At 40.5% G+C, this 22,436-nt stretch carries 18 protein-coding genes, 1 rRNA gene, 1 pseudogene and 1 riboswitch; of the genes and pseudogenes, 5 read left to right on the top strand and 15 right to left on the bottom strand.

The annotated features are described in order from the left end of the window. Positions 1-297: 297 nt before the first annotated feature. Positions 298-2,361 (bottom strand): cation:proton antiporter, encoded by a 2,064-nt coding sequence (locus HXT53_RS00495; RefSeq protein WP_421780350.1) that lies wholly within the window; start codon positions 2,359-2,361, stop codon positions 298-300. Between the two features lie 371 nt (positions 2,362-2,732). On the opposite strand from HXT53_RS00495, the gene HXT53_RS00490 reads away from it, so the two are divergent. Beyond that, on the top strand, positions 2,733-4,262 hold the full coding sequence (locus HXT53_RS00490) for an aminotransferase class I/II-fold pyridoxal phosphate-dependent enzyme (protein WP_421780348.1): 1,530 nt from the start codon (positions 2,733-2,735) through the stop codon (positions 4,260-4,262). Positions 4,263-4,407: 145 nt separating this feature from the next. On the opposite strand, the gene HXT53_RS00485 is transcribed toward HXT53_RS00490, so the two are convergent. The 6 genes from HXT53_RS00485 to HXT53_RS00460 all read right to left on the bottom strand — a co-directional run bounded on the left by HXT53_RS00485 (position 4,408) and on the right by HXT53_RS00460 (position 10,323). After that, a complete protein-coding gene (locus HXT53_RS00485; protein ID WP_415705192.1) occupies positions 4,408-5,466 on the bottom strand; it encodes a LacI family DNA-binding transcriptional regulator in 1,059 nt (352 codons plus the stop codon). Positions 5,467-5,495: 29 nt separating this feature from the next. Beyond that, positions 5,496-6,875: a glycoside hydrolase family 13 protein gene (locus tag HXT53_RS00480; protein ID WP_004113757.1), complete on the bottom strand. Its 1,380-nt coding sequence runs from the start codon at positions 6,873-6,875 to the stop codon at positions 5,496-5,498. Positions 6,876-6,907: 32 nt separating this feature from the next. Continuing rightward, positions 6,908-7,729 carry a carbohydrate ABC transporter permease gene (locus tag HXT53_RS00475; protein ID WP_004112888.1) on the bottom strand — a complete coding sequence of 274 codons (822 nt, stop codon included), beginning with the start codon at positions 7,727-7,729 and terminating at the stop codon, positions 6,908-6,910. After that, positions 7,729-8,634, bottom strand: coding sequence for a carbohydrate ABC transporter permease (locus HXT53_RS00470; protein ID WP_004113755.1), 906 nt, complete (start codon positions 8,632-8,634; stop codon positions 7,729-7,731). Before HXT53_RS00470 ends, HXT53_RS00475 begins: the two co-directional genes overlap by 1 nt. Before the next feature lie 84 nt (positions 8,635-8,718). Next, positions 8,719-9,990 carry an ABC transporter substrate-binding protein gene (locus HXT53_RS00465; protein WP_004113753.1) on the bottom strand — a complete coding sequence of 424 codons (1,272 nt, stop codon included), beginning with the start codon at positions 9,988-9,990 and terminating at the stop codon, positions 8,719-8,721. Between the two features lie 207 nt (positions 9,991-10,197). Then, a complete protein-coding gene (locus HXT53_RS00460) occupies positions 10,198-10,323 on the bottom strand; it encodes a hypothetical protein (RefSeq protein WP_004113751.1) in 126 nt (41 codons plus the stop codon). A 463-nt stretch (positions 10,324-10,786) separates the two neighbouring features. On the opposite strand from HXT53_RS00460, the gene HXT53_RS00455 reads away from it, so the two are divergent. Continuing rightward, the gene (locus tag HXT53_RS00455; protein ID WP_285068659.1) at positions 10,787-12,049 is read left to right on the top strand and encodes an MFS transporter; all 1,263 of its coding nucleotides are present in this window, start codon (positions 10,787-10,789) and stop codon (positions 12,047-12,049) included. Between the two features lie 44 nt (positions 12,050-12,093). On the opposite strand, the gene HXT53_RS00450 is transcribed toward HXT53_RS00455, so the two are convergent. The 4 genes from HXT53_RS00450 to HXT53_RS00435 are packed head-to-tail and all read right to left on the bottom strand — an operon-like array spanning position 12,094 to position 15,450. Further along, complete coding sequence (locus HXT53_RS00450; RefSeq protein ID WP_248898591.1) at positions 12,094-12,618, bottom strand: hypothetical protein; 525 nt, start codon at positions 12,616-12,618, stop codon at positions 12,094-12,096. Positions 12,619-12,645: 27 nt separating this feature from the next. Beyond that, positions 12,646-13,857 (bottom strand): ABC transporter permease, encoded by a 1,212-nt coding sequence (locus HXT53_RS00445; RefSeq protein WP_004118109.1) that lies wholly within the window; start codon positions 13,855-13,857, stop codon positions 12,646-12,648. Beyond that, a complete protein-coding gene (locus HXT53_RS00440) occupies positions 13,841-14,551 on the bottom strand; it encodes an ABC transporter ATP-binding protein (protein WP_004113744.1) in 711 nt (236 codons plus the stop codon). Before HXT53_RS00440 ends, HXT53_RS00445 begins: the two co-directional genes overlap by 17 nt. Further along, positions 14,548-15,450, bottom strand: a complete 903-nt coding sequence (locus tag HXT53_RS00435) for an efflux RND transporter periplasmic adaptor subunit (RefSeq protein ID WP_410310096.1) — start codon at positions 15,448-15,450, stop codon at positions 14,548-14,550. The genes HXT53_RS00440 and HXT53_RS00435 overlap by 4 nt, the downstream gene beginning before the upstream one ends. Positions 15,451-15,926: 476 nt before the next feature. Here HXT53_RS00435 and HXT53_RS00430 point away from each other — a divergent pair, with 476 nt between their 5' ends. The 3 genes from HXT53_RS00430 (at position 15,927) to HXT53_RS00420 (ending at position 18,288) form a co-directional block, all read left to right on the top strand. Then, the gene (locus tag HXT53_RS00430) at positions 15,927-16,598 is read left to right on the top strand and encodes a response regulator transcription factor (protein ID WP_004113741.1); all 672 of its coding nucleotides are present in this window, start codon (positions 15,927-15,929) and stop codon (positions 16,596-16,598) included. Further along, positions 16,595-17,755 (top strand): hypothetical protein, encoded by a 1,161-nt coding sequence (locus tag HXT53_RS00425; RefSeq protein WP_004113739.1) that lies wholly within the window; start codon positions 16,595-16,597, stop codon positions 17,753-17,755. Before HXT53_RS00430 ends, HXT53_RS00425 begins: the two co-directional genes overlap by 4 nt. A gap of 161 nt (positions 17,756-17,916) precedes the next feature. Next, positions 17,917-18,288 (top strand): hypothetical protein, encoded by a 372-nt coding sequence (locus HXT53_RS00420; RefSeq protein ID WP_004112863.1) that lies wholly within the window; start codon positions 17,917-17,919, stop codon positions 18,286-18,288. Between the two features lie 180 nt (positions 18,289-18,468). Here the strand turns inward: HXT53_RS00420 and HXT53_RS00415 are convergent. The 4 genes and pseudogenes from HXT53_RS00415 to rrf all read right to left on the bottom strand — a co-directional run. After that, positions 18,469-18,633: pseudogene (locus HXT53_RS00415) on the bottom strand (XRE family transcriptional regulator); the annotation flags it as partial. A gap of 84 nt (positions 18,634-18,717) precedes the next feature. Continuing rightward, the gene (locus HXT53_RS00410) at positions 18,718-20,415 is read right to left on the bottom strand and encodes a bifunctional hydroxymethylpyrimidine kinase/phosphomethylpyrimidine kinase (protein ID WP_421780342.1); all 1,698 of its coding nucleotides are present in this window, start codon (positions 20,413-20,415) and stop codon (positions 18,718-18,720) included. 4 nt (positions 20,416-20,419) lie between these two features. After that, positions 20,420-21,937 carry a hydroxyethylthiazole kinase gene (gene thiM, locus HXT53_RS00405; protein WP_421780340.1) on the bottom strand — a complete coding sequence of 506 codons (1,518 nt, stop codon included), beginning with the start codon at positions 21,935-21,937 and terminating at the stop codon, positions 20,420-20,422. Further along, positions 21,925-22,017: riboswitch (TPP riboswitch) on the bottom strand. It overlaps the preceding gene by 13 nt. Before the next feature lie 229 nt (positions 22,018-22,246). Further along, a 5S ribosomal RNA gene (rrf, locus tag HXT53_RS00400) occupies positions 22,247-22,363 on the bottom strand. Positions 22,364-22,436: the final 73 nt, after the last annotated feature.

The following is a 22,436-nucleotide window of genomic DNA, read 5'->3' as shown; positions in this document are numbered from 1 at the left end:
ATTTCAAGCTCCTTCAAAGCGTGATTTGGCTCAAACATAAAGTCCGGTGGACTTTATGTGCCAAATCAGCCGAGCGGCTACTAATAGCCGCGAGGAATAGCGCGCGCTTAGACCGCGTGCGAATCGACGATTTCGAGCTGCATAATGCGCGAGAAATCACCTCGATTCGCTGAGCCGCTCAAAGCAGAAGCACTGCTTCTGCGCGGCGAAGTCGTTCGCGCGCTTAGACCGCGCGAACGACACAGCACGCCGTAAAGTTAATACAAACGCAATACAAAGCTGCATTTAACACAAAACTTACACATCTGCATTAGCATCAACATTCATAACATAAACGTTGTTTCGCAACTGCCGCTCTTGTGCACGCGTAATGTCACCCGCCTCATACATCTCGTGAATAATCCTAAGCTCAATCGCATAGCTTTCACGCTTAACATCATCAATTCTCTCAATCATTTTTACGCTCATAGCAACATTTGGCCTAGATCTAAGAAGCGCCTCATTAGCCCTATATTCACGCAAAAGCGTTGAACAATGCTCCGTATTATATGTTTCCTTATGCATTCCCTGATACAAGCGTTTAACAACGCTATGTATAACGTCAATATGAATCTGCCGAACGCGCACAAAAATCATGTCTTCTCTAAGAAGCGGAGTCGTTCGGCGAATCATATTACTTGTTCGTCTTACAACTGTTACTACTCTTCGCTGAGCAGCCCTAAATCGTCCACGCAAATGCCACATTATAGATTGTGATTGTTCCCCTGTGTGAATATGTCTTAAAGAATTCATTATCTGATCCAAAAGCCTCTCGCATGCTTCTGTCTCTAAATTATGAGATTTATTTATACTATCTTGTTTAAGTTCTTTAAGCCTTTGTTTTATATAGTCCTTTTCCCAATTTAGAGCATCTACACGTAATAACAAGTAGTCTTTTGAATCACTCTTATTTACATTTTGTTTTAGCCTATTGATTCGTTCCGTGTAGGAATCAATCACAGATAACACAGCGCCTCGCGCTTCATAATCATCACTTTTAGTGCTGTCCTGCGTAACGTTAAGCGTAAGCTCTTCAACGGTTCTCCGCAAAACTTCTATGATTATTGGCGTAACCGCTTCTAGCTCATGATTGTTATCTTTAGGAGATATTAAGGGAAGAATAAAGTTAGCTAGCAAAAGCGTTACTACTATCACCACTCCAGCAATAAAAATCAATTCATTTCTAAGCGAGAAGCTAATTGGAAGCGTAAACATCAGCGCTAATGTTAAAGTTCCTTTTGCTCCACCTAATGTCATTATCACGGACGATTTTAGCCAATCTACATCTCGCCTATTTGCTTTAGATCGCCTTGCAAGGCGAATCATAATAACCATCCACAAGAATCGAACGCCTATAATGGCAACTAAAGTTACGCAAATAATCGCCACTAGAATAAGATTGTTAATTCCACGATCATTCCAACTTGAACTTACTACTTTTGGAAGCGCGATTCCCAAAAGCACAAAAACAGCACCATTAAGCCCAAAAGATAGAACGCTCCAAACACTGTTTGCCACTATATTTGTTCGCGAAACATTAGGACCTACTCCAGAACGATCGAATTTTGTAAGCAATCCTGCAGTAACTAGCGCAAGCATTCCCGAAGTTTCAAGGCTTTCTGCACCCATGTATAACAAAAATGGTAGGAATAATTCCATTAATATTCTAGTTTTCGTAGTTTCCCAACCTAGTGACCTGATTTTTTCAAAAAGCCAGTTTGCAGCAAAACCTACTAACGCGCCTACTGCTATTCCACCAAAGAATTTTGTTGTAAAACTGCTTAATGCTGGAACAATGTCGAAAACTCCTGAGGATGCTACCAACACTGCAAATTGGAATCCTACTATTCCAGATGCGTCATTAAATAATGATTCGCCTTGAAGAACGCTAAATTGTTTGCGCGTAAGCGACACTTCGTGACTTAAAGCGCTTACTGCCACGGCATCCGTTGGACCTAATGCAGCACCCAAAACAAGAGCTGCCGTAATTGGCACAAACGGCCATATTGCAGGCAATAGAATGCCAACAACAATCATTGTGGCTAAAACTAATCCAATAGCTAGCGTGGCTGAATATTTGAAGGAAGACAGCAGAGCTAGCTTATTGATTTCTCTAGACTCAAAGTATATAAGTGGCGCAACTATAACGACCATAAACATGTTTGGATCTAAAGATGCGTTTGGAAAAAATGGCAATTCTGCAGCAATAATACCCATAGCTATCTGTACGAGCGGCACTGAAACTCTTGGTATAAAACGCTCCAAGAATGATGACAGAACCACAACTGACATTATGTACAGAATTAGCTCAAAAATTGGCATACTGCTATAACTCCCCTTGCTTATTTGCCATATTTTTCCAGCTTATCGAAACATGGCAACCGCGCGAAATATAAGAAAATGGTAAAACAATTTGAGTAATTCAAAGTAATCTAAAATAAATCTAAAGATTATCTATTTATTCAAAAGTTCAACATAGATTCAAAAAGTTCATAATTGTTCGCACGGTTCTGTCAAAATTCAAAATAAATTCAAAATAAATTCAATTTTAGGCTTGCAAAATGCTTTTTTACGCGTAAAATTGTCTTTTAATCGCCTCAAAGTTCAATTTATATCTTCTATTTTGAACTTTGTTGTAAGTTTGTTCAATTTAAGAATGCTGATTTTATAAGCTTCTATAAGAAAGACAGATTATGGCACAAAATTTTGCAAACGACCTTAAAAAGGCCATGAAAATCAAAGGATATAAGCAGATTGATGTAATCGCGCTTGCAGCAAAAGATGGTCATAAGCTTGGCAAAAGTCAACTAAGTCAATATTTAAGCGGTAAAACTGAGCCACGCAAAGACGTGCGAGATATGCTTGCACAAATTCTTGAAATTAGCGACTACGGAATCAAAGGTGGGCATTCTTGCGCAAAGACCGCGCAAAAGGCGCAAGCAGATTGCAGCGAGCAGCACGAGGAAAATCGCCCATTAACAGAAGAAGAGCTTTCCAAAACGCTCAAACATAGAAACTTCAACAAATCCACCAAACTTGAGCACGTGCTTTACGACGTTCGCGGTCCAGTTGTAGAAGAAGCAAACCGCATGGAAGCAAACGGAACGCATATTCTAAAGCTCAACATTGGGAATCCTGCTCCTTTTGGCTTCCGCGCTCCAGACGAAGTAATTTACGACATGCAGCAGCAGCTTATTGATTGCGAAGGCTACTCGGACAGTCGCGGACTTTTCTCTGCGCGCAAAGCGATTATGCAATACGATCAGCTTAAGGGCATTCCAGGCGTGCAAATGGAAGATATTTACACTGGAAACGGCGTTTCCGAGCTGATTAACCTTTCTATGCAAGCACTGCTTGATTGCGGCGACGAGATTCTTATACCAAGCCCAGACTATCCGCTGTGGACTGCGTGCGCAAGCTTGGCTGGCGGCACTCCTGTGCACTACATGTGTGACGAAAAGTCGCATTGGTACCCAGATATTGCCGACATTCGCTCTAAAATCACGCCTCGCACTAAAGCAATCGTGATTATTAACCCGAATAATCCTACGGGCGTGCTGTATAGTCGCGAAGTTTTGGAAGAGATTGTTAAGATTGCGCGCGAGTTTAATCTGATTATTTTTGCGGACGAGATTTACGACCGTCTTGTTATGGACGACAAGAAGCATGTTTCGATTGCTTCTCTTGCTCCAGACGTGTTCTGCGTAACTTTTAGCGGACTTTCTAAGTCGCATATGATTGCTGGCTTCCGTATTGGTTGGATGAGTCTTTCGGGAGATAAATCCAAGGCTCGCGACTACATTATGGGGCTTAACATGCTGTCTAATATGCGCTTGTGCTCGAATGTTCCTGCGCAATCTATTATTCAGACTGCTTTAGGCGGATACCAAAGCGTTGAGAAGTATTTGGAGCCGGGCGGACGCGTGTATGAGCAGCGAGAGTACTGCTATAACGCACTTCAGGAGATGGATGGCGTAAGCGTCGAGCGACCAGATGCTGCTTTCTACATGTTTGTAAAACTCGATCCTGCTCGCTACAACATTCACGACGACGAACAGTTTGCGCTTGATTTGCTGCGCGACCAGAAGTTGCTGATTGTGCACGGCAAAGGCTTTAATTGGCAGACTCCAGGCTACTTCCGCGTAGTCTACTTGCCGCGCTTGCAAACGCTTCGCGACGCAATGAGCAAACTCTCTAACTTCCTCTCCTACTATCGCCAGTAGAAATCATAATTTTTGCATAAACAAAAAATTACGATTAATTCTGACCCTATTCAAGAAATTATGCATATAGTGCCACGCTAAAAAAAACTTAACGTGGCACTATATTTTTCATAGGAGGAAGGAATCAAAGTATTTACTACGCAGACTATTCTCGTATAGATGCTGCTGGGCCAATTGACTCACGCAGCAGCACAGTAATAGGTAGGCATACGTGACGGGATGATGCTCGTTCATACCCAGCATTCAAAGTCTCTACTATATATTCAGCAGCTAAACGTCCTTTAGTTGTAACAGGCTGTTTAACTGTTGTCAACGGTGGATTACTACATGCAGACTCAGCTAGATCATCAAAGCCTGTAACAGAAATATCACGTGGGATTTGTAAACCAGACTGTCTAGCAGCGTCCATTACTCCAAACGCGATAACATCACTAAAACAGATGAATGCAGTTGGTAATACAGAATTATTTTGTTTTATTTGTGCAAAAGCTTCTTCTCCTCCAGTACGAGTACATGGTACTTCAATAACATTTTTCTTATCGACCAGTGGGGCTATTCCATTCTCTTCTAAAGCAGAAATCACACCATTAATACGGCGACGAATTGTTCCATGCCAAGAAAGATACCCATCATCATTGCCTGATTCTGGAGAAATCACCACAAAATTGCGATGACCCAATGAAATAAGATGCTCAGTTAATTCCTTCATAGCGCGCGTCTCATCAATATTGATACTCGGAGCTTGGCTATGTACTTCACTGTCAACAATCACAAATGGCTTTCCTTGCTGCATAAGAGCTTCAACTTCACCACGATCTTCTTCTAAACCAGTTACTATAAAACCGTCAACTGCAGCATAAGGAATTGCTTTTAACATAGAATTACGAAGTGGAGGCACTAAAAGAAGCGTCAATCCCTCTCGCTCACAGATTTGCCCAATACCCTGAATAAATTCCGAATAGTATGGATTTTCTAGCACTCGCCCTAATTGCTGTGGTAGTAACAATCCCAAACTATTTGTCTTTTGAGTTCGCAGCATATAAGCAACAGGATTACGCACATATCCTAGTTCCTTTGCAACTGAAAATATGTGTTCTACAGTTTCTGATGATAAGCGATCAGGAGTATTATACGCAAAGGAGACAGCAGATTTAGAGACACGCGCTGCATCAGCAATATCCTGCATTGTAATTTTCTTTCCCATGTCTCACACTTCTTACTTCTACATTATTTTTACTGTTGAGCTTGCAATACGATCATAGAATTATCTTTATTGGGGCGCCAACTATTTCCAACAGTTACACCATTTATAATTCGCCAATTATGATTTTGCAATTGTTGAGGTAGCTTCGATGAATTATATTCTACCAAATTATTACGTGAAATAATCATCAAAAGAGATTCTTCCTTATGCTCTCGCGAAATAATGACAGTATCTCCGTCAACAGCGTAACAACTTTGCGTGCCTCTTCGCAACGCAATATGATCACGCCGCAATGCATTTAATTGAACAATTGTACGGAATATTTCAGCATTTGTATCAAGACTATCCCACTGCATGCCAGAACGACACCCTGGATCATTATCGCCAACCATACCAAGTTCATCACCGTAATAAATCATAGGAGCACCTTCGCAGGCAAACATGCAACAGTAGGCAGTTATGCAATCCTCAGTATTATTTTGATGCGCAGTTAAAACACGCTCAGTATCGTGACTACCCAACAAATTCATCATTCCATGGTGATATCCATACGGTATGCGCTCCTGCAAACGATTAATACCGTTAACAAAATCGTATGCATTGAATCGCTTTGTCGCCGTAAAACCTAAAACTAAATCACGCAGAGTATAATTCATTGTGCTATCAGTAGTGTCTCCTTGCAACCATTGAGCAGGGTCTCTCCATTCTTCAGCTATCAAACATAATTCTGAATTTTTTGCTTTAACAACTTGCCTAAAATCCTGCCAAAATTCTGGATAAATAAAATATGGAACATCAAGACGATAACCATCGATACCTTGATCAATCCAATATCTCGCAACATTAAAATGATGCTCACGCACCTTTGGATTAAACACATTCCACTTCGGTAGATATTCACAACCAGAACAGGTTTTATAATTAGGCACAGGCAATGACTTAACTGGAAAGTTTTTCACTGAAAAATAATTCACATATTCTGAATTCTCTTCATTTTTAACAACATCTTGAAACATCCAATGAGTTTTACCACAATGATTTAAAACTGCATCTAGTACTATACGTATATTCCGCTTATGCGCTTCATCTACTAATGTATGGAAATCTTCAAGAGTTCCTAAAAGTGGATCGATTTTAAAATAATCGTTTGCATCATAACGATGATTTGTTGCAGCAGAAAAAATTGGATTCAAATAGAGAGCATTGCAACCTAAATCATGAATATAATCAAGTTTTTCTGTAATTCCAGCAATATTACCACCTAAGAAATTCTCACGCGTAGGCTCAGCATCCCATGAATCAAGCGGCACATGACCTTCAGTTAACTTACCGTAGCCTTCACAACGATAGAAACGATCAGGAAAAATCTGATAAAATCTTGCATCAGGCAACCACTGTGGTATAGACATAATAAACCCCATCCTTAATTTTTCTACAATTTCTAATCTTTCATACCAGTATTGGCAATTCCTCTAACAAGCGCACGTTGGAAGAAAAGGAACACAATAATACTTGGTATTGTTGCAGTCAAAGTTCCTGCCATCAAATAATTCCAAGAGGTTCCGTAACGCCCTACGAAGGATGCTAAACCAATCTGAATTGTACGAGTTTCATCCGTATTCGTAACCAATAACGGCCAAAGAAAATCATTCCACGCAAAGAGAAAACTAAAAATACCAAGCGTCGCAAACGCTGGGGACGACAATGGAACGATTACTTTGAAGAATATTCCAAACCTGCCACAACCGTCAATGCGCGCTGCCTCATCAAGCTCTCGAGGAATTGTTGCAAAATATTGTCGAAGTAAAATAATGCCAAACACATCTGCAAGTCTAGGAACAATCAAAGCATACAGCGTATCGACCCATCCCAAATTAGCGACTATCTCATAAGACGGAATAACAATCACAAAATTAGGAATCATCAATGCAGAAAGCAGCAGAATGAATATTGTTTTCTTCAAAGGAAATTCTAATCGCGCAAAAGCGTAGGCGGCAAAGGCATCAAATATTAAATGTCCTACAACAATTCCTACCGTCATCAATAGCGTATTCCAATAATATTGCGCAAACGGCGCCGCTTGCCACGCATGAATATAGTTTTCCCAATGCCATGATGTAGGAAAAATTGAAGTATTCGTGTATGTTTCAGCACGCATTTGCAAAGAAGTAGTGAACATCCACAAAAATGGAATGATTACTGTTGCTGAACCTAAAATCAGAATCGCATGACGCGCCAAACGCGACCATAATGATGATTTCATTATTCTTCTCCTTGTGCTCCAGAAACTTTCCATTGAATCATCGTCACGCCTAGCACTAGCGCAAGTGTAATAAACGCTATTGCTGTTCCATAGCCAAAATCACCAAGCTTGAACGCATCACGATACATCATCATGCCAAGCACTTCCGTGCCTCCGCGAGGACCGCCACCCGTGAGCATGTATGCAAGGTCGAAGGATTGGAAGCTCGTTACTAATGCCTGAACTACTACAAAAAACGTCATTGGAGATAGCAATGGGAAAGTAATCTTCCATAATTTTTGCCACCCAGTAGCTCCATCTAATGCAGCCGCTTCATACACGCTTTTTGGCAATGCTTGTAACGCAGTTAAATACAAAATAGCGTTAAAACCAATATTTTTCCACACGGTCAAAAGAATTAATGCAATAAGCGCAAGCCAGCGATTTTGCAACCAATCTGGTCCGTGTATATTGAATTTCATCAACACACTGTTCACGAATCCAGAAGGATCGAGCATATATTTCCACACAATGGCTGCAGCCACAGAAGATGTAACCACTGGGAGGAAGTAAATACTACGATAAATACTCCTACCTCGTATAGGCGCATCAAGCAAAAGCGCGAGCAACAATCCAGTCAGCACACTTAATACGCATACACCAGCAGCATAAATAACCGTTACCATTAAGCTGTTGAAAAACTCAGGATCTTGGAAAAGACGAGCATAGTTTCCCAAGCCAATAAATTTCTTTTCTGGAGAGAACCCATCCCACGATGTTAGTGAAATATATACAGCAGACAACACAGGGTACAGCACGAAACCACCAATAATAAGCACTGCTGGCAACAAGAATACCGCAGCACAAATTACTTGATCTTTCTGGTAGTGCCTGTGCGCAGACTTGAGAAAATGACGTTTTTTCATTACATACTCCTTGATGCAAAGAACCCCGATAGCTGAGTCAACTTCATTTCCTTTGACCCAGCTATCGGCACAGTATTTATGCAATCAGCCTTTGGCAATCACGTCGTTAACTGCCTTTTCAGCATTCGCAAGCGCTTCGTCAACACTCTGCTCTCCAGCGAAAGCCTTCTCCACAGCCTTTGCAAATTCAAAGGAAATCTTTGGATACAATGGCGTATTTGGACGTGTATGAGCAATCTCCATTTGTTCCACAAACGGAATTAAACGAGGCTGTTCCTTCTTAACCCAATCCAAATACTTATCAGACTTTGCAACACTCTTCGTTACAGGAAGCATGCCAGTCTTTTGCGACCACTTGATCACCTGTTCTGGCTGCAAGAACCAGTTCAAGAATTCGCCAGCAGCTTTAGCACGAGCGTCAGAATTATGGAAGACGATTGCTTGTTCACCACCGAGATTAGTTGCTTCCTTGCCATCCTTTGGATGAGGGGCTTTTGCTACACCGAAATCAAATGGTGGATCTGGCGCCCAGATGCCAACCATCCAGCTACCTTCCTGAGCAGAACCACCCTTGCCCTTTTCAAATTCGCCCCACTTAGCATATGGGCTCACGCCGCTCTTGATAAGATCCACCCAGAAGTTCATAGCCTTCTTGCCTTCTGGCGTATTGAATGCAGCCTTAGAATTATCCTTTGTCAAGAATTCGCCGCCAGCTTGCCACAAGTTGACCTGGAAGTTCCAAGTTAAACCTTCGCCGTTATCTCCTGCTTGAGTAAGCAAATCATACCCTGGCTTGCCTGTCTTTTCCTTGATCGTCTTTGCAACTTTCTTCAACTCATCCCATGTTTGTGGTGGTTTGTTAGGATCTAACCCAGCTGCTTTATAAACGTCCTTGTTGTACATGTACGCAAGATTATTGGCAGTAACTGGCACAGAAACTTGTTTGCCGTCAATATGACCATAGTCAATCAATGCAGGAGTCACATCATCGAGCGTTTTCGAGCTAATAACCTTAGAAAGATCAGTCAAATTGCCCATTTTTGCAATCTGTGGCACCCATACCAAATCACTTATAGAAATATCTGGCAAGCTCTTCGACGAAGCCGATGCACGAAGCTTCGTCATAAAATCAGAGTTCGGGACGCTCGCAGTCTTAATCTTAATATTTTTATGCGAAGCATTAAAATCCTTCACCATTGCATCAAAGGTATCGGCATTAGCGCCATCCCAATAATGCCAAATGGTAAGCTGTGTTGAACCATTAGCGTCGGATGATTTTGCACTACCACACGCACCTGCGCTAATAATCATTGCAGCAGCACCGATTAATGCACATATTTTTGTAAGTTTCTTCATTGTAACCTTCTTTTTATCTGCATATGTTAACTTGCACTCATTTTGCATTTAGAAAATGGGTGACGAACTATTCTCTAAAGCATCAGAAAACAAACTAGTAATTTTTTTATTCTTTGTTGTATGACTACATAACAAGCAAACAGTTTTTTAATTGCCGCAAACACTGGCTCATATAAATCTACATGTCATGTTCACACAGACACCAAATCAAAAATGCACGCTTGTTTCTACCTCCTCCCCTCCAACTCCGAAGACATTATCTTTAGATACCCACTGTTTGTCATCAAGCAATGCCTTAAATTGGAACTTTTTACCTTTAGGCATTCTCTCCATTTCAGTCTCCTTTGAACTGCAATGCTAAACTCTTGTAAATCAATTTACTACATTGTTAAACAAACGTCAATACCTTAAAATAATTACACGTTATCTACTTGCCGCGCTTGCAAACGCTTCGCGACGCAATAAGCAAACTCTCCAGCTTCCTCTCCTACCATCGCCAGTAGTTATATATCTTGTTTGCAAACTGCAGCAATTCGAATCACGACACAAACAACAAAGCGCAAAAGTAAATACATTTCGGAGTATTTCGGAATGAAACACCACAATAAACACAAAGAAAACCCAACAAAGCCATACGAGAGTAGGGCTCAGCACAGTTAAGAGTAGTTAAGAGTAAAACACTGCAATAAAACACTCATTTCACTCACAGTCCAGAAAAAGGTGTATATCAAGAGGCATATATCATTCAGAATATGAAAGACATTCATAACATGAAAGAAAGAAAAAAGAGAAGGAAATGAACGCTGCGGCACGGATTCGCACAACTCTTATTATTGCCGTTTTATCGCTTAATGCTTTTCTTATAACAAGCTGTAGATTTGGCGTAAGCCTATATCTTTTAATACATGTCGACTTATCTCACGCAGCGCTTAACGCAGTGTCCGTAGCACTTATGACCTGCATAGCAGCACCGCTTGGTGGAATTATCGCAGATAAATATCCACCAACTAGATTGTTTATAGCGCTAACGGTCTGTTTTGCCTTGTTGTGTACTGGATACGGTTTCGCTTTAGTAGCACAGCATAATCTTATTGCAACTACGGTTACACTACTCGGCATAATATTCGGATTCTTTACTGCATTTTCTTCGCCTAATCAAAAAGTATTAATGGCATATAGCGCGCCAACTGGCGAAAAAACCAAATTTTTAGCAAGCATGCGTATGTGGATTAATCTCAGCAGGCTTGCTGCACCAGCGATTACTGGCATATTTGTTGATATATGTAATCCGCTCATTTTCTTTACGAGCATTGCTGTTGTGATGATACTAGCGGCGCTACCTCTACTGTTAGTTAATCTAAACCAGCAAGCACAAAATAGCTCAAACAATACGAAGACAGGAAGCAATAAAACTGCTGGTTTTGCAGCTTCTTTACACTATATGAAATCTACACCATGGTTAATAGTCTTAGGAGTAGTATCAGCATTACAATCTGGATCATGGCTTGCCGCATTCAGACTAATGGGAGCACACCATTGTCTCACACTTTTTCATTCGGCATCCACGTGGGGATCAATAGTCAGCATATTTAACATTGGCATGATTGTAGGTTCGCTATTATGCAAATATATTGTGCTGCATTATGAGATTTTATACTCTATTTTATTACCTGGATTCCTTTCTATTCCTTTACTTATTTTCGCACTTAATAATTGGATTGCTCTTTTTCTTTGCTCTGCTTTCATTGCAGGTATTATTTTTGACGCAACTATTGTCTATGGGCAAACAGCTCTTCTCGATGGCATACCGACACACATTCTCGGCGCGACTACTACTTTTACTTCTATTATGGAGCAATGCGGCATTATCGTAGGGTATGCAAGCGTACTAGCATGGGGAAATCTAAATTCATCATTATTCATAATGATTGCAGCTGGCGTAATACTTGTTTCAACAGGTATAGCCTTATGGATTATTCAAGCTCGTAAACAAACATACCCATCAATGCTTACCAAAGATTATTGGACACCATCAACATGGGTAAAAAGAAGCATATAACAAGCTATTTAGCGCGTAAGCACAATAAAGCTATACAAATGCAATTACATCACAGGACAATTAGTTTGCACATCCTGTTGGAATCCTGACGGATCTCCTAGTTTTGCTTTACGCATGTGCTCTTTGAAAAAGTTTCGCGTTGCATCATCACAACGATCTGGACCCATAAACGGCATGCTAGGCACTTTTTCAAGCTCATGCAAAGCTTTACTTGCCGCTTGTTCATCACTAGCATACGTGTCTAACCATTGCCGTTCCCAAGCACACTGATAATAATTAGATGCTTGCGTATCACCATATCCACTCTGAAACTGAGCGTCTTTTTCTTCTCCAACCAAGTTTGCAGGAGCTTTATATTTTTCAGGCCAACTAAGCTTTGCCACAGATTCCTGATATTCCTTATCTATATGAGCAAAATCAACAATCTCTCTCGGCGAACTATTTTGCGAGCGCGCGCCACCCATACCACTCGCATTATTGTTGCCTATTCCTCCACACGCATTAAACATAAGAAGCGCACTAAGCACACCAACAATAAGAGTTGCTTTACCAATAGTATGATTATTCATTATTCCTTCTTTCTTATTTTTTGAAAATTAACGCAATGCTAATGCTGGTTGTAAACGTGATGCTTTTATTGCCGGTACCACACTTCCAGCAAGCGCTGTAATAAAAGCCGCAATAACAGCTCCAATAGCGGCTTCATATGGGTAAACTGGCGGACTAACTGGGCTTGCTGCATCCCAAAAACTTGATGCTATAGACACAAGTCCAAAAGAAACAGCGACAGCAGCAATCGAAACTATCAGCGCTAAAATAATCGCACTTCCTAACACGAGTGAAGCAATCGACCATCTAGTAGCACCCAAGGCTCTGCGTATAAGCAGTTCATGTGTGCGCTGCTCCAACGATGCTAAACCAATATTGATTAAACCTAGCGCGGAAACAAAAAGCAATAATGCTGCTACGATAGCAAAACTTAATTGCAATACTGTTATAACATTCTCGTAATCATCACTATTATCATGTCTTCTAATTTCGTTTACTTGTCCACCACAACAGTCGTAAAGAGCATCTGAAACATAAGATTTAATTGATTTTTGAGAACGATTTTCTTTATTCAACCAGTAGATTGAGCCTTGAGCTTCTTTTCCAGAATATTCCCAAAGAGTTGGAGCATAACGTAATAATCCTAGAATATTCACGTATACTTTTGCTGAGTCTACGCCATCGTTCACAACTCCAACAATCCTTATAGGACTCATTTGTGTTGTTTTGCGAGAAGTAATAAATGCTACTTCACCAATCTTGTATCTTTTGCTAGCAGATTGGTTTACTACCATTTCTAATGCGTTGCTTTTAGCGCTATTACTAAACCATCTTCCACTTACAATAGGTAAGTTATAAACTTTGTTGTATCCTGCCGTAGTGTAAACAGCGTCAGCATATTGAAGATTGCCAGTCTTATATTCTTTGCTTATTTTTACACTCTTCGAGGCTGGCATAGAAGCGCTAAACAGTAGTCCAGTGTTTGTTTGTAGCATAACGTTAGCGTTACGGTTTGCGGATTCAATGCGATTTAAGAATTTGTTAAATACTGAATATTCGTCAAAATTTTGTGCTGAAAAAGTAATCTCGTATGTTGGTCTACGACCGTTTAGCTGTTCGTTAGTTGCAATAAGATAGTCCTTACCAACCGTGCCGATAAGCACTGACGCAATAACGGCAATGATGCCGATAAACATTGAAAAACCTGTGAGGAAGGATCTCATAGGAGACAGGCGCAAATCTTTAAGCAGCATGATCATAAAGAACACCGCCTTCCATAGTAAAAATGTGAGAGCAAGAACGAGCCACTTTCATATCATGAGTGACTAATAGTAATGTTGTTCCAGATTCTTGAACACGATCATGCAACACTTGAAGCACTTTTTCTCCCGTACTACTATCGAGCGCACCAGTTGGCTCATCGCAAATAAGTAATTCGGGATTAGTGACGAGAGCACGCGCTATCGCGACTCTCTGCTGTTCACCGCCTGATAGCCTTCCAGGGTATTCGTTTAGTTTATCTTGCAATCCAACATCACATAATGCTTCTTCTATAGTTTTTCTTCTTTTCTGCTTGCTTTGTTGTAGTCCTGCGTATAAAAGCGGCAACTCAACATTTTCTCTAATGCTTAAATGCTTAATAAGCGAATAGTTTTGAAAAACAAAACCAATATTTCGAGCGCGCATATGCGATACTGTAGCATCACTACACTTTTGGATTGATTTGCCAAAATAATAGTATTTTCCAGTAAAATTTTTATTCAAAAATCCAATAATAGAAATAAGACTTGTTTTGCCGGAGCCAGACCTGCCAACTACCGCGTATGTTTCACCTTGATTAAGTAACATAGAAGCAGAGTTGACAGTGGTAAGCCATTCGCCATTGCCTAGTTTTACACGCGCTGACACGTCTTGTAGTTCAACCAGCGGAACAGTATTGTTCTCCATAATCATTGCACTCCTGGAATGAGATTAGGAGAAACACCTGCTACAACATCACCCTCATGCAAACCAGACGTAATTTCAATATTAGCGCCGTCACTGATTCCAAGACCAACTTCTTTACGCTCCCAATTATCGCCTTTCTTGTATGATACTAAGCCTTTTTGGACTCTTCCAGCAACCGAACTAACAGGCAGAGTTAGAACCGATTGTTTATGCTTGCCATTAAAAACAAGCGTCGCATTTTGACCTGATTCTACTTCTGTGCTTTTATCTATTAAACACGTTAAAACTTTTGACGATACACTGGGTTTACTTTGCGCACTCGACTCATCTGTTTGAGTTGAATCAGCATTATCATTCTTGCTACTACCCGAGGCTGCAACATCGGTAGAAGTTCCACCGCTTTGTACTATTTGCAAACAATTTGTTGGTCCAACACCGTCTTCAACTTGGAAGCGACCTTTAACATCTGCAATATCCGCAGAACGAAGTAAAGCTTTTGCGTTAAGGCTTATTGAAAAACCTTCATATTTAAGAGTAAATAGCGGGAAAGATTTAGGCACGTCCGCAGATGATTCAGCCACTGACACAACTTTAGCGTTTACTGGAGCAATAACTTTGTTACCAGCATTGTAGCCTAAAATACTTCCAGCTTTTACAGCACTTCCTGCTTTTACCGATGGAGAAAAATTCCCTCTACTTACAGCAGTGATAACAAAGGTAGATGATTGTTCTATTGCTGCTTTACCCGACACAATTTGTGTTAAAGGCTGTTTTTTGACTGAAACAAGTGGAACTGAATCATGTTGTGCTTGCTGTTGACTATTATCAACTGCGCTACCAGAGCATGCAGTAAGCAAACACACTGGCATAGCAGAAAGCAAGAGTACTTTCGTAAACTTACTCATAACACAAATCTCCTTACTCGCCAAACTCGTAGACACATAGTATGCGTCGAAACAAGCCTCTCAAACTGATCCAAAATAAATAAAGTGCTTGATAATGCTACAATTAATGCTTTTATGATTGACACTTTATTGAGGATTTCAGCTTTTGCTTAATAGCCTATAATCGCCGTAAAGAGTTTGCATCACACTAAATGATGATTTTATTTATGATTTTTGGAGCTTGCGTAATACCAGAGAATGATTTGTTTTGCATAGAGTTTATATGTTACTGAACAATTTATTTGCTTATAACCTCAACCACATTGTGATTGAATCACTAAACTTTAAGCGAACTTATTCGCTGCGGAGTAACCCCCGTAAGCTCTCAGTGCCTACCTTTATAAGATTACCTTTGTAAAGGTTTTCCTAGACAAGATATTCATCATACAAATTCAAGTACTATTATTACTTAAATAATGCTTTTCTGAAGGAGCAATATGATAGCAAAGCATATTACTGTTGGCATTGTTGATGATGATTGTTTTTGTCTACACGGCCTAAAAACATATATTGAACAGGTTGTTCCGTCCTGCAGTATTTGCTGGTTATCCGCGTACGCCGATCAAGCAATTCAATTTTGTCAAAATCAATGCCCAGACGTGCTGCTAATTGACATGTATATGTCTGGGGTTTCGGGAATTAAAATATTATACGAATTGCGAAGAAGATACTCACTCCCAATAATAATTGCTATAACTTCATTCCCTATAAACGATTATGCTTTAAAAGCATCAACAGCAGGCGCGCAAGGCATTGTTGGAAAGAACCACCCAGAAACTATTTGCGCCATGCTTAGCAGTATTGCCAATGGCACGTTCAAGCCACAAATAATAGGAGATCTTCATTTTGACGACACGACGACAGCATTTCAGCGTTTGCAAAATAAGCCAAAAAATGGACGCCTTGCTTTAACGAATCATGAGACTGAAATTATAAAGTTGTGCAGTAAAGGCATGACTAATGCGCAAATCGCCAAACGTTTATTTGTTGAAACTTGTACTGTGGAAACTATCCTTCGTCGCGTGTTCAAAAAATTGAATGTGACAAATCGTTCACAACTTATTACTACATGGCTGCATGATGAATATTTAGGAAATGATACACAATGATTATTTTCTTAATGCGTCGTTTACGAGAAAAGCTTATTGACAATAAAACATTTTTACTATTGGGATGTTTGTCGAGCGCAATGGATGCATATATTTACTCAAATAGCGACAATAGCACAATACAACTTGTCATAGTTTACATGATTCTTGCTGCTATAAATCTGTTTCTTTGCTTGCTCCCGCATTTTATGAGCATGTGCTATATTTTTGTACATCTCAGCATTCTTGTTATTCCTAGTCTGAATCTTCCACCAGTAACTTTCGGGCTCATCATATCATTTGTTTTTATTTCGTATTTATATCCGATTCAATTTACACTACCTTTATTCTTAGTAATAGATGCATTACACTACGTTGCATACCGATACCTATCAACTTTGTCTTTCAAGTATCTTATTGCTTACCTTTTAATAAATATATTTTGCGTTTGCACTGGTATTATTTTGCGCATTTCTCACCAAAAAATGGTTCTTTATGAAAAAGATAAGCAAACAATTAATAATCTTCATCTGGCTGTGCGAATGCACGATAGATTAACTAATAAGATTGCAGATATTGCACTACAAAGTAAAATAGCATTACTTGACAAGTCTATTTCTAAAAAACAGCGAAGTGCTATTGAGGCAATAAATGATTTGGCAGATCAGGCTTTTGAAGAAGGACATAATATTATCGACATTCTACGTGGAAATACTGCTAAGCAAGATGCTCGAAGCGAGTTCATTCAGCACATTGAAGATACACTACAAATGAACGACTCAATCAATACATCTTGTGGATTAAAAGGAAGATCAATATGCAACATATCTAGTAACGATATTCCTGAAGACATTAGCAATGAAATCATCTGTGAAGTTATTGAATTAATCGAAGAACTATATTTGAACATGCGAAAATATGCTTCTTTAGTTTATTACATCAGAATTTCGATACGCGAAAAACAAATTGTTATAAAACAGTTCAATGTTCGATTTTTGGGCGGGAAAAGTAAAGATGCAATTCGCTCAGTATCTCAAAAAGGACTTTTGCTTCATCGCGATACCATAAAGCATTTAGGCGGTTCACTCTATTTTCGAGCCTTTGGTAAGTATTGGGAATGTAATGCAGTTATTCCTTTCAAAAATGAACATAACTGTATAGATAGTATGGCTTACTGATTCAGTTTAAAAGATTAATGAATCTTAAGCAGTTTTAGATAGTAATTATTTGTAAAGGTTTTCCTAGACAAGATATTGTTTACCTTTTAGCACGCCATTAATTTATAAGTTGTAAAGGTTTGATATACACAATTATTTTCTTGTATTAGAAGGAGAAGAATATGAGTAATTTAGAAGATACAAAAGCACAAATTCCATCCGTATTTTGGACAATAGCCAATGGTGTATTTCTTGCTAGCGGAATTGCGCTGATTGTAATGCGTAATGATTATCTATGGGGAGTGCCTCAAATTATCGCTGGATTATTTGGTCTTGCAACCATGTTTCTCATTAAAAAACCGTGGTGCGCTCAACTATATTTTATAGTATCTTCACTAGCCGTAATAGCAAATGGACTTATGGAAATATTCGGCATAATCCACGGATCTGGATACGGTTATGTTCCGCTGATTATTGGCATAATCGTGCTTTTATTTATAGGCCTTGACAAGGATGAAAGTTCAAAAGCTCTTGGAATTGCCAAGAATAAATAAAAGCATTAGACTGCGATTTTAACTTAAAAACATATCGCAATTTTCAAAGGTCAAGTTGTAGCCACACATCCTACGACTTGACCTTTACTTATTTATCCGCTATTGATTTGTTTTGCATAGAGTTTATACACTACTGAGCAACTTGCTTGTGCATAGCCCCAACCGCATTGCATTAAATCACTAAGATTTAAGCGAGCTTATTCGCTGCGGAGTAACCCCCGTAAGCTCTGCAACATCACGAACCGTCAATCCCTGATTCCTTAGTATACGAACTGTTTCACGCATAAGTATAGACGCTTCTTCTTGAGTTTTTATAGCTGCAGATTTTGCATCTAACATGCGCTGACGCTTTTACTCATCTTCAAATCTTCTAGATTTTGTTAATAAAGACGAAGTCAATGCATCAGCGCTATCAAGCTATCAAACCATCTACCTCAATGCTCTATGAGCTTGATTAAAGAACTCATACTCGTAAATGCATGAAGTCATATATGCTTGAGCAGCAAGAATTCGAGCCTGTGGGCCAGCTTCTTCAAAAGCTCTCTCAACAAATTTAACTGCCATTCTTACTCCTGACTCAAAATCATTAGAAGAATACATTGAAATCCAATCATGATATGGGTTTTCAGGAGTATTATTTTTGACTAAAATTTGTCCCACTTCTTCATAAAGCCAATAGCATGGCAATATGGATGCAGCTCCAATCACGTAATCTTCTGCCATTGTAGAAGCAAGTAAGTGATTTACGTAAGCTAACGTTACTGGCGAGCAAGACGCATCAATGCTTATATTTCTGCTTCCAAGCCAATCTCTGTGCAACTGCGATTCCGCTTCTATGCACATAGCTGCGCCCGTAGCCCAATGCACTCTAGCCTCATTATCTGGCGTTTTAGCTCCAACAGCAGCTAGCGCGCGCGAATAACGCTTCAAGTATTCAGAATCTTGACTTATGTAGAAAGCAAACAAGTCGGAGTCAAGCGTTCCATTACCTAAAGCCTCAATAAATGGCATTTTCATAATGTTGTTATCAACATCTGCACTAGCATCCCATAACGCTTGAGTCCAAGTACCACACGGCTCCACATTTGGCTTTCTAGCCTTGCTATGAGCTTTTACGACTACGCTTTGCGCAGTTAATCCGTCTAAGCCACTAGTTTGCATATGTTCCCAAGGAGTTGACGAAGAATCTAATTCCAAACGATAATTACGAGCAGCATGGTTCACAGGCCCATGACCTTTGCCAACATGCAAATCTTTACCGCAAGCAATAGCTTCGTTAAGCCATCTTGACGACCATGCTAAAGCATCCGCTACTGTACTGTAATCACTAAGCTTCTTGCCTTCTCGCAACGCTAATCCTATGCGCGTAGCAAGCGAGGAAGATAGCGAGCAGCCAGTGCCATGCGTTGTTGTTGTATCAACTCTAGGGCAAGGAACGTGCACTCTGTGACCATCTGGGAACACAACAGTATTTCCAGCATCTTCACTTGTTAAGTGGCCGCCTTTAACAATAACAATAGTATTGTTTTTTGCACTCCACTCGCTTGCTTGAGCATAAGCTTCTTCAAAATTAGATGCAGGCTGTTTATCGCATAATACTGCGAGTTCAGGTATGTTTGGCGTAATAACATCCGCAAGAGGCGCAAACTCACGCATTGCATCTTCTGCAGACTTTTCAAGCAACCTATCTCCCGAAGTTGCTACCATCACTGGATCTAACACAACAACAGGAACAGGATGATTCTTAAGCCAATCTTGAACTAGACTAATATATGACTTGTCTCCAAGCATGCCGATTTTTACAGCATCAATAGTTACGTCATCAAATACTGCTTCTAGTTGCGCTTGCAAAAAGTCGGTTGGAGGAGTATAAACTTCGCGCACACCGCAAGTGTTTTGAGCAACCAAATTAGTTGTTACACACATTGCGAATCCATGAGATGCTGTGATTGATTTTAGATCAGCTTGAATTCCAGCTCCGCCTGTTGGATCAGTTCCAGCAATGCTTAGCACTCGCGGAATAATTGGCTCTTCTAAAGAAGGTAGGGAAGATGGCCTTAGGCTTGAATCATATAATTTAGAAATTGATTGCAAAGGTGCTTGAGTTTGCGAAAATTGATTATTCATTATTTTATTCCTTCGTAATAGCATCGCGTAATTTGTGTGCTTCTTCGCAAGGATTTTGCGCAAGCATTAGAGCAGATACTACGCATAAACCATCTATTGAAGTGCTTTTAATAGGAAACACGGTATTTTCATTAACACCACCAATTCCGAGCGTGCTAATGCCGAGTTCTTTAGCGCGTTTAGCAATCTTTTCTACTCCTTCAACACCTAAAGCAGGAGCAGCGTCTGGCTTAGTGGCAGTAGGCCAAATCGGACCTATTCCAATAACATCAGGCAATGCCACATTTTCTTTAGCACATTCGTTATAAACGTAATCTAACTGTTCTAACTTTTCTATAGAAAGTCCAACCATCCACTCTGCAGGAATAGACTTACGCGCTTCAATATAAGGCGTGTCTGTTTGACCAACATGCAAGTTGAACCCTAAGCTTTTCGCACAATCTATACGATCGTCAACAAAAATCGGCACGTCTCCGCAACCATTAGCAAGCATTTTGTCTCGCAGGCTTTGAGCTTTATTGTTAAAAGTTTCGCTATTTGCGTACTTATCGCGCAATTGGACTACGCTTGCTCCGCCTTTAACGCAATCAACTGCAATATCTTCTTCGGCTCTATCGCTCATCTTTGGGTCTGTTATAAAGTATAGAGACCAATCAACAGGATCGAGTTCAAATTCAATATTCGCTAATTTCAGCATCTCGTCTGCGCTCAAATACATAAGCGCATCCATCCATAATTTTCTAAATGACCCTGGCAATGTTGAGCGTTGCGCTGCCCAAGTTCCTGCTGCAGCAGCGTGTACGTGCGCGGCAACTGTTGCTGCAAAAGGTCGATTTCGATTTGCTCCAACGTATGCTGCCACCAACGCGCCAAGAGAGCAGCCCGTGCCGACTACTTTCGTCATTATTTCGTGGCCGCCAGAAACTCGTGCCGAGCATCCATGACCATAAATAGCGTCTTTTTCGCCAGAAATAGCCACTACCGAGCCGTAGCGTTTAACTAGCTTCTTAGCTGCTGCAACTGCCGAATCAACGGAATCTCCAGCGTCTACGCCTTTACCGCCGCTTTCTTCTCCAGCTAAGCCTAAGATTTCGGAAGCGTTGGCACGAATTACAGCAGGATGACTTTTAACAATTTCGCGCGCGTATTGCGTGCGTGGAGCTAAACCGCCAACTGCAACTGGGTCAAGAACCCATGGAGTGTGTGCTTTTACAGCTCCGCGAATCGCAGCATCCATAGATTCTTTGTCTACTGGCCTATACGTTCCAATGTTTACTAATACACCAGATGCGATTTGAGCAAATACTTCAGCTTCTTCTGCATCTACGACCATTGCTGGCGATGCTCCAGCAGCCAGCAGAACGTTTGCTGTTATTTCTTGAACAACATTATTCGTTACGCAATGTGTTAACGGATTTTTTGCGCGTAAAGTTTCAATGCATTCACGTACATCTTGAACGAATTGCTTGCAACGAGCATTAGTTGAGAATTCATTATTTTTAGAACACGACACAGTAGTCATGATTTTCCCTTCGCTAGTACTAACTAGATCAGGTTCAACGGGTATAATCTCAGCGCTTATGCGCACCCCGAACCTATGTTTGACTATATATGTTCGTTATGACGTTATTTATATGCGCGACGACCTACCTTTTCGCTTAGAGCGTAGCGCGAAAAGGTAATTCGGAGCGCTGAGCTTGCTCAAAGTTGAAAGCACGGTGTGCTTTCAACGCAAGCGAAGACGTTCGCGCGAGTAGACCGCGCGCGCGACGACCTGTTTTAAATAATAAAAAAGCGGGGAACAATCAAGTTCCCCGCTTATCAAAGAATAATGCGGCAGCGTGCTAGTCTCCCACACCCTATCGAGTGCAGTACCCTCACCGTGTCAGGCCTTAGCTTCCGGGTTCGGAATGGGACCGGGCGTCTCACCTGAGCCATGACCACCGCAAAACTAGATTATACACTCGCTTTAAACGAGCGGCAAATTGGCGGTTTGGGAACCGGACATGAACGCGAGCAAC

Origin of the sequence: Gardnerella sp. KA00390 (assembly GCF_049244075.1) — a bacterium.
Lineage (GTDB): Bacteria > Actinomycetota > Actinomycetes > Actinomycetales > Bifidobacteriaceae > Bifidobacterium > Bifidobacterium vaginale.
Note: the sequence above shows the minus strand (reverse complement) of the source record. Positions and strands in the feature narration are given on the sequence as shown.

Excerpts from the sequence above, each read along its gene's own strand:
- HXT53_RS00485 (WP_415705192.1), bottom strand. The coding sequence starts at position 5,466 with ATGGGAAAGAAAATTACAATGCAGGATATTGCTGATGCAGCGCGTGTC.
- HXT53_RS00450 (WP_248898591.1), bottom strand. The coding sequence starts at position 12,618 with ATGAATAATCATACTATTGGTAAAGCAACTCTTATTGTTGGTGTGCTT.
- HXT53_RS00455 (WP_285068659.1), top strand. The coding sequence starts at position 10,787 with ATGAACGCTGCGGCACGGATTCGCACAACTCTTATTATTGCCGTTTTA.
- HXT53_RS00440 (WP_004113744.1), bottom strand. The coding sequence starts at position 14,551 with ATGATTATGGAGAACAATACTGTTCCGCTGGTTGAACTACAAGACGTG.
- HXT53_RS00495 (WP_421780350.1), bottom strand. The coding sequence starts at position 2,361 with ATGCCAATTTTTGAGCTAATTCTGTACATAATGTCAGTTGTGGTTCTG.
- HXT53_RS00435 (WP_410310096.1), bottom strand. The coding sequence starts at position 15,450 with ATGAGTAAGTTTACGAAAGTACTCTTGCTTTCTGCTATGCCAGTGTGT.
- HXT53_RS00430 (WP_004113741.1), top strand. The coding sequence starts at position 15,927 with ATGATAGCAAAGCATATTACTGTTGGCATTGTTGATGATGATTGTTTT.
- HXT53_RS00480 (WP_004113757.1), bottom strand. The coding sequence starts at position 6,875 with ATGTCTATACCACAGTGGTTGCCTGATGCAAGATTTTATCAGATTTTT.
- HXT53_RS00470 (WP_004113755.1), bottom strand. The coding sequence starts at position 8,634 with ATGAAAAAACGTCATTTTCTCAAGTCTGCGCACAGGCACTACCAGAAA.
- thiM (WP_421780340.1), bottom strand. The coding sequence starts at position 21,937 with ATGACTACTGTGTCGTGTTCTAAAAATAATGAATTCTCAACTAATGCT.
- HXT53_RS00460 (WP_004113751.1), bottom strand. The coding sequence starts at position 10,323 with ATGGAGAGAATGCCTAAAGGTAAAAAGTTCCAATTTAAGGCATTGCTT.
- HXT53_RS00420 (WP_004112863.1), top strand. The coding sequence starts at position 17,917 with ATGAGTAATTTAGAAGATACAAAAGCACAAATTCCATCCGTATTTTGG.
- HXT53_RS00475 (WP_004112888.1), bottom strand. The coding sequence starts at position 7,729 with ATGAAATCATCATTATGGTCGCGTTTGGCGCGTCATGCGATTCTGATT.
- HXT53_RS00490 (WP_421780348.1), top strand. The coding sequence starts at position 2,733 with ATGGCACAAAATTTTGCAAACGACCTTAAAAAGGCCATGAAAATCAAA.
- HXT53_RS00445 (WP_004118109.1), bottom strand. The coding sequence starts at position 13,857 with ATGATCATGCTGCTTAAAGATTTGCGCCTGTCTCCTATGAGATCCTTC.
- HXT53_RS00410 (WP_421780342.1), bottom strand. The coding sequence starts at position 20,415 with ATGAATAATCAATTTTCGCAAACTCAAGCACCTTTGCAATCAATTTCT.
- HXT53_RS00465 (WP_004113753.1), bottom strand. The coding sequence starts at position 9,990 with ATGAAGAAACTTACAAAAATATGTGCATTAATCGGTGCTGCTGCAATG.
- HXT53_RS00425 (WP_004113739.1), top strand. The coding sequence starts at position 16,595 with ATGATTATTTTCTTAATGCGTCGTTTACGAGAAAAGCTTATTGACAAT.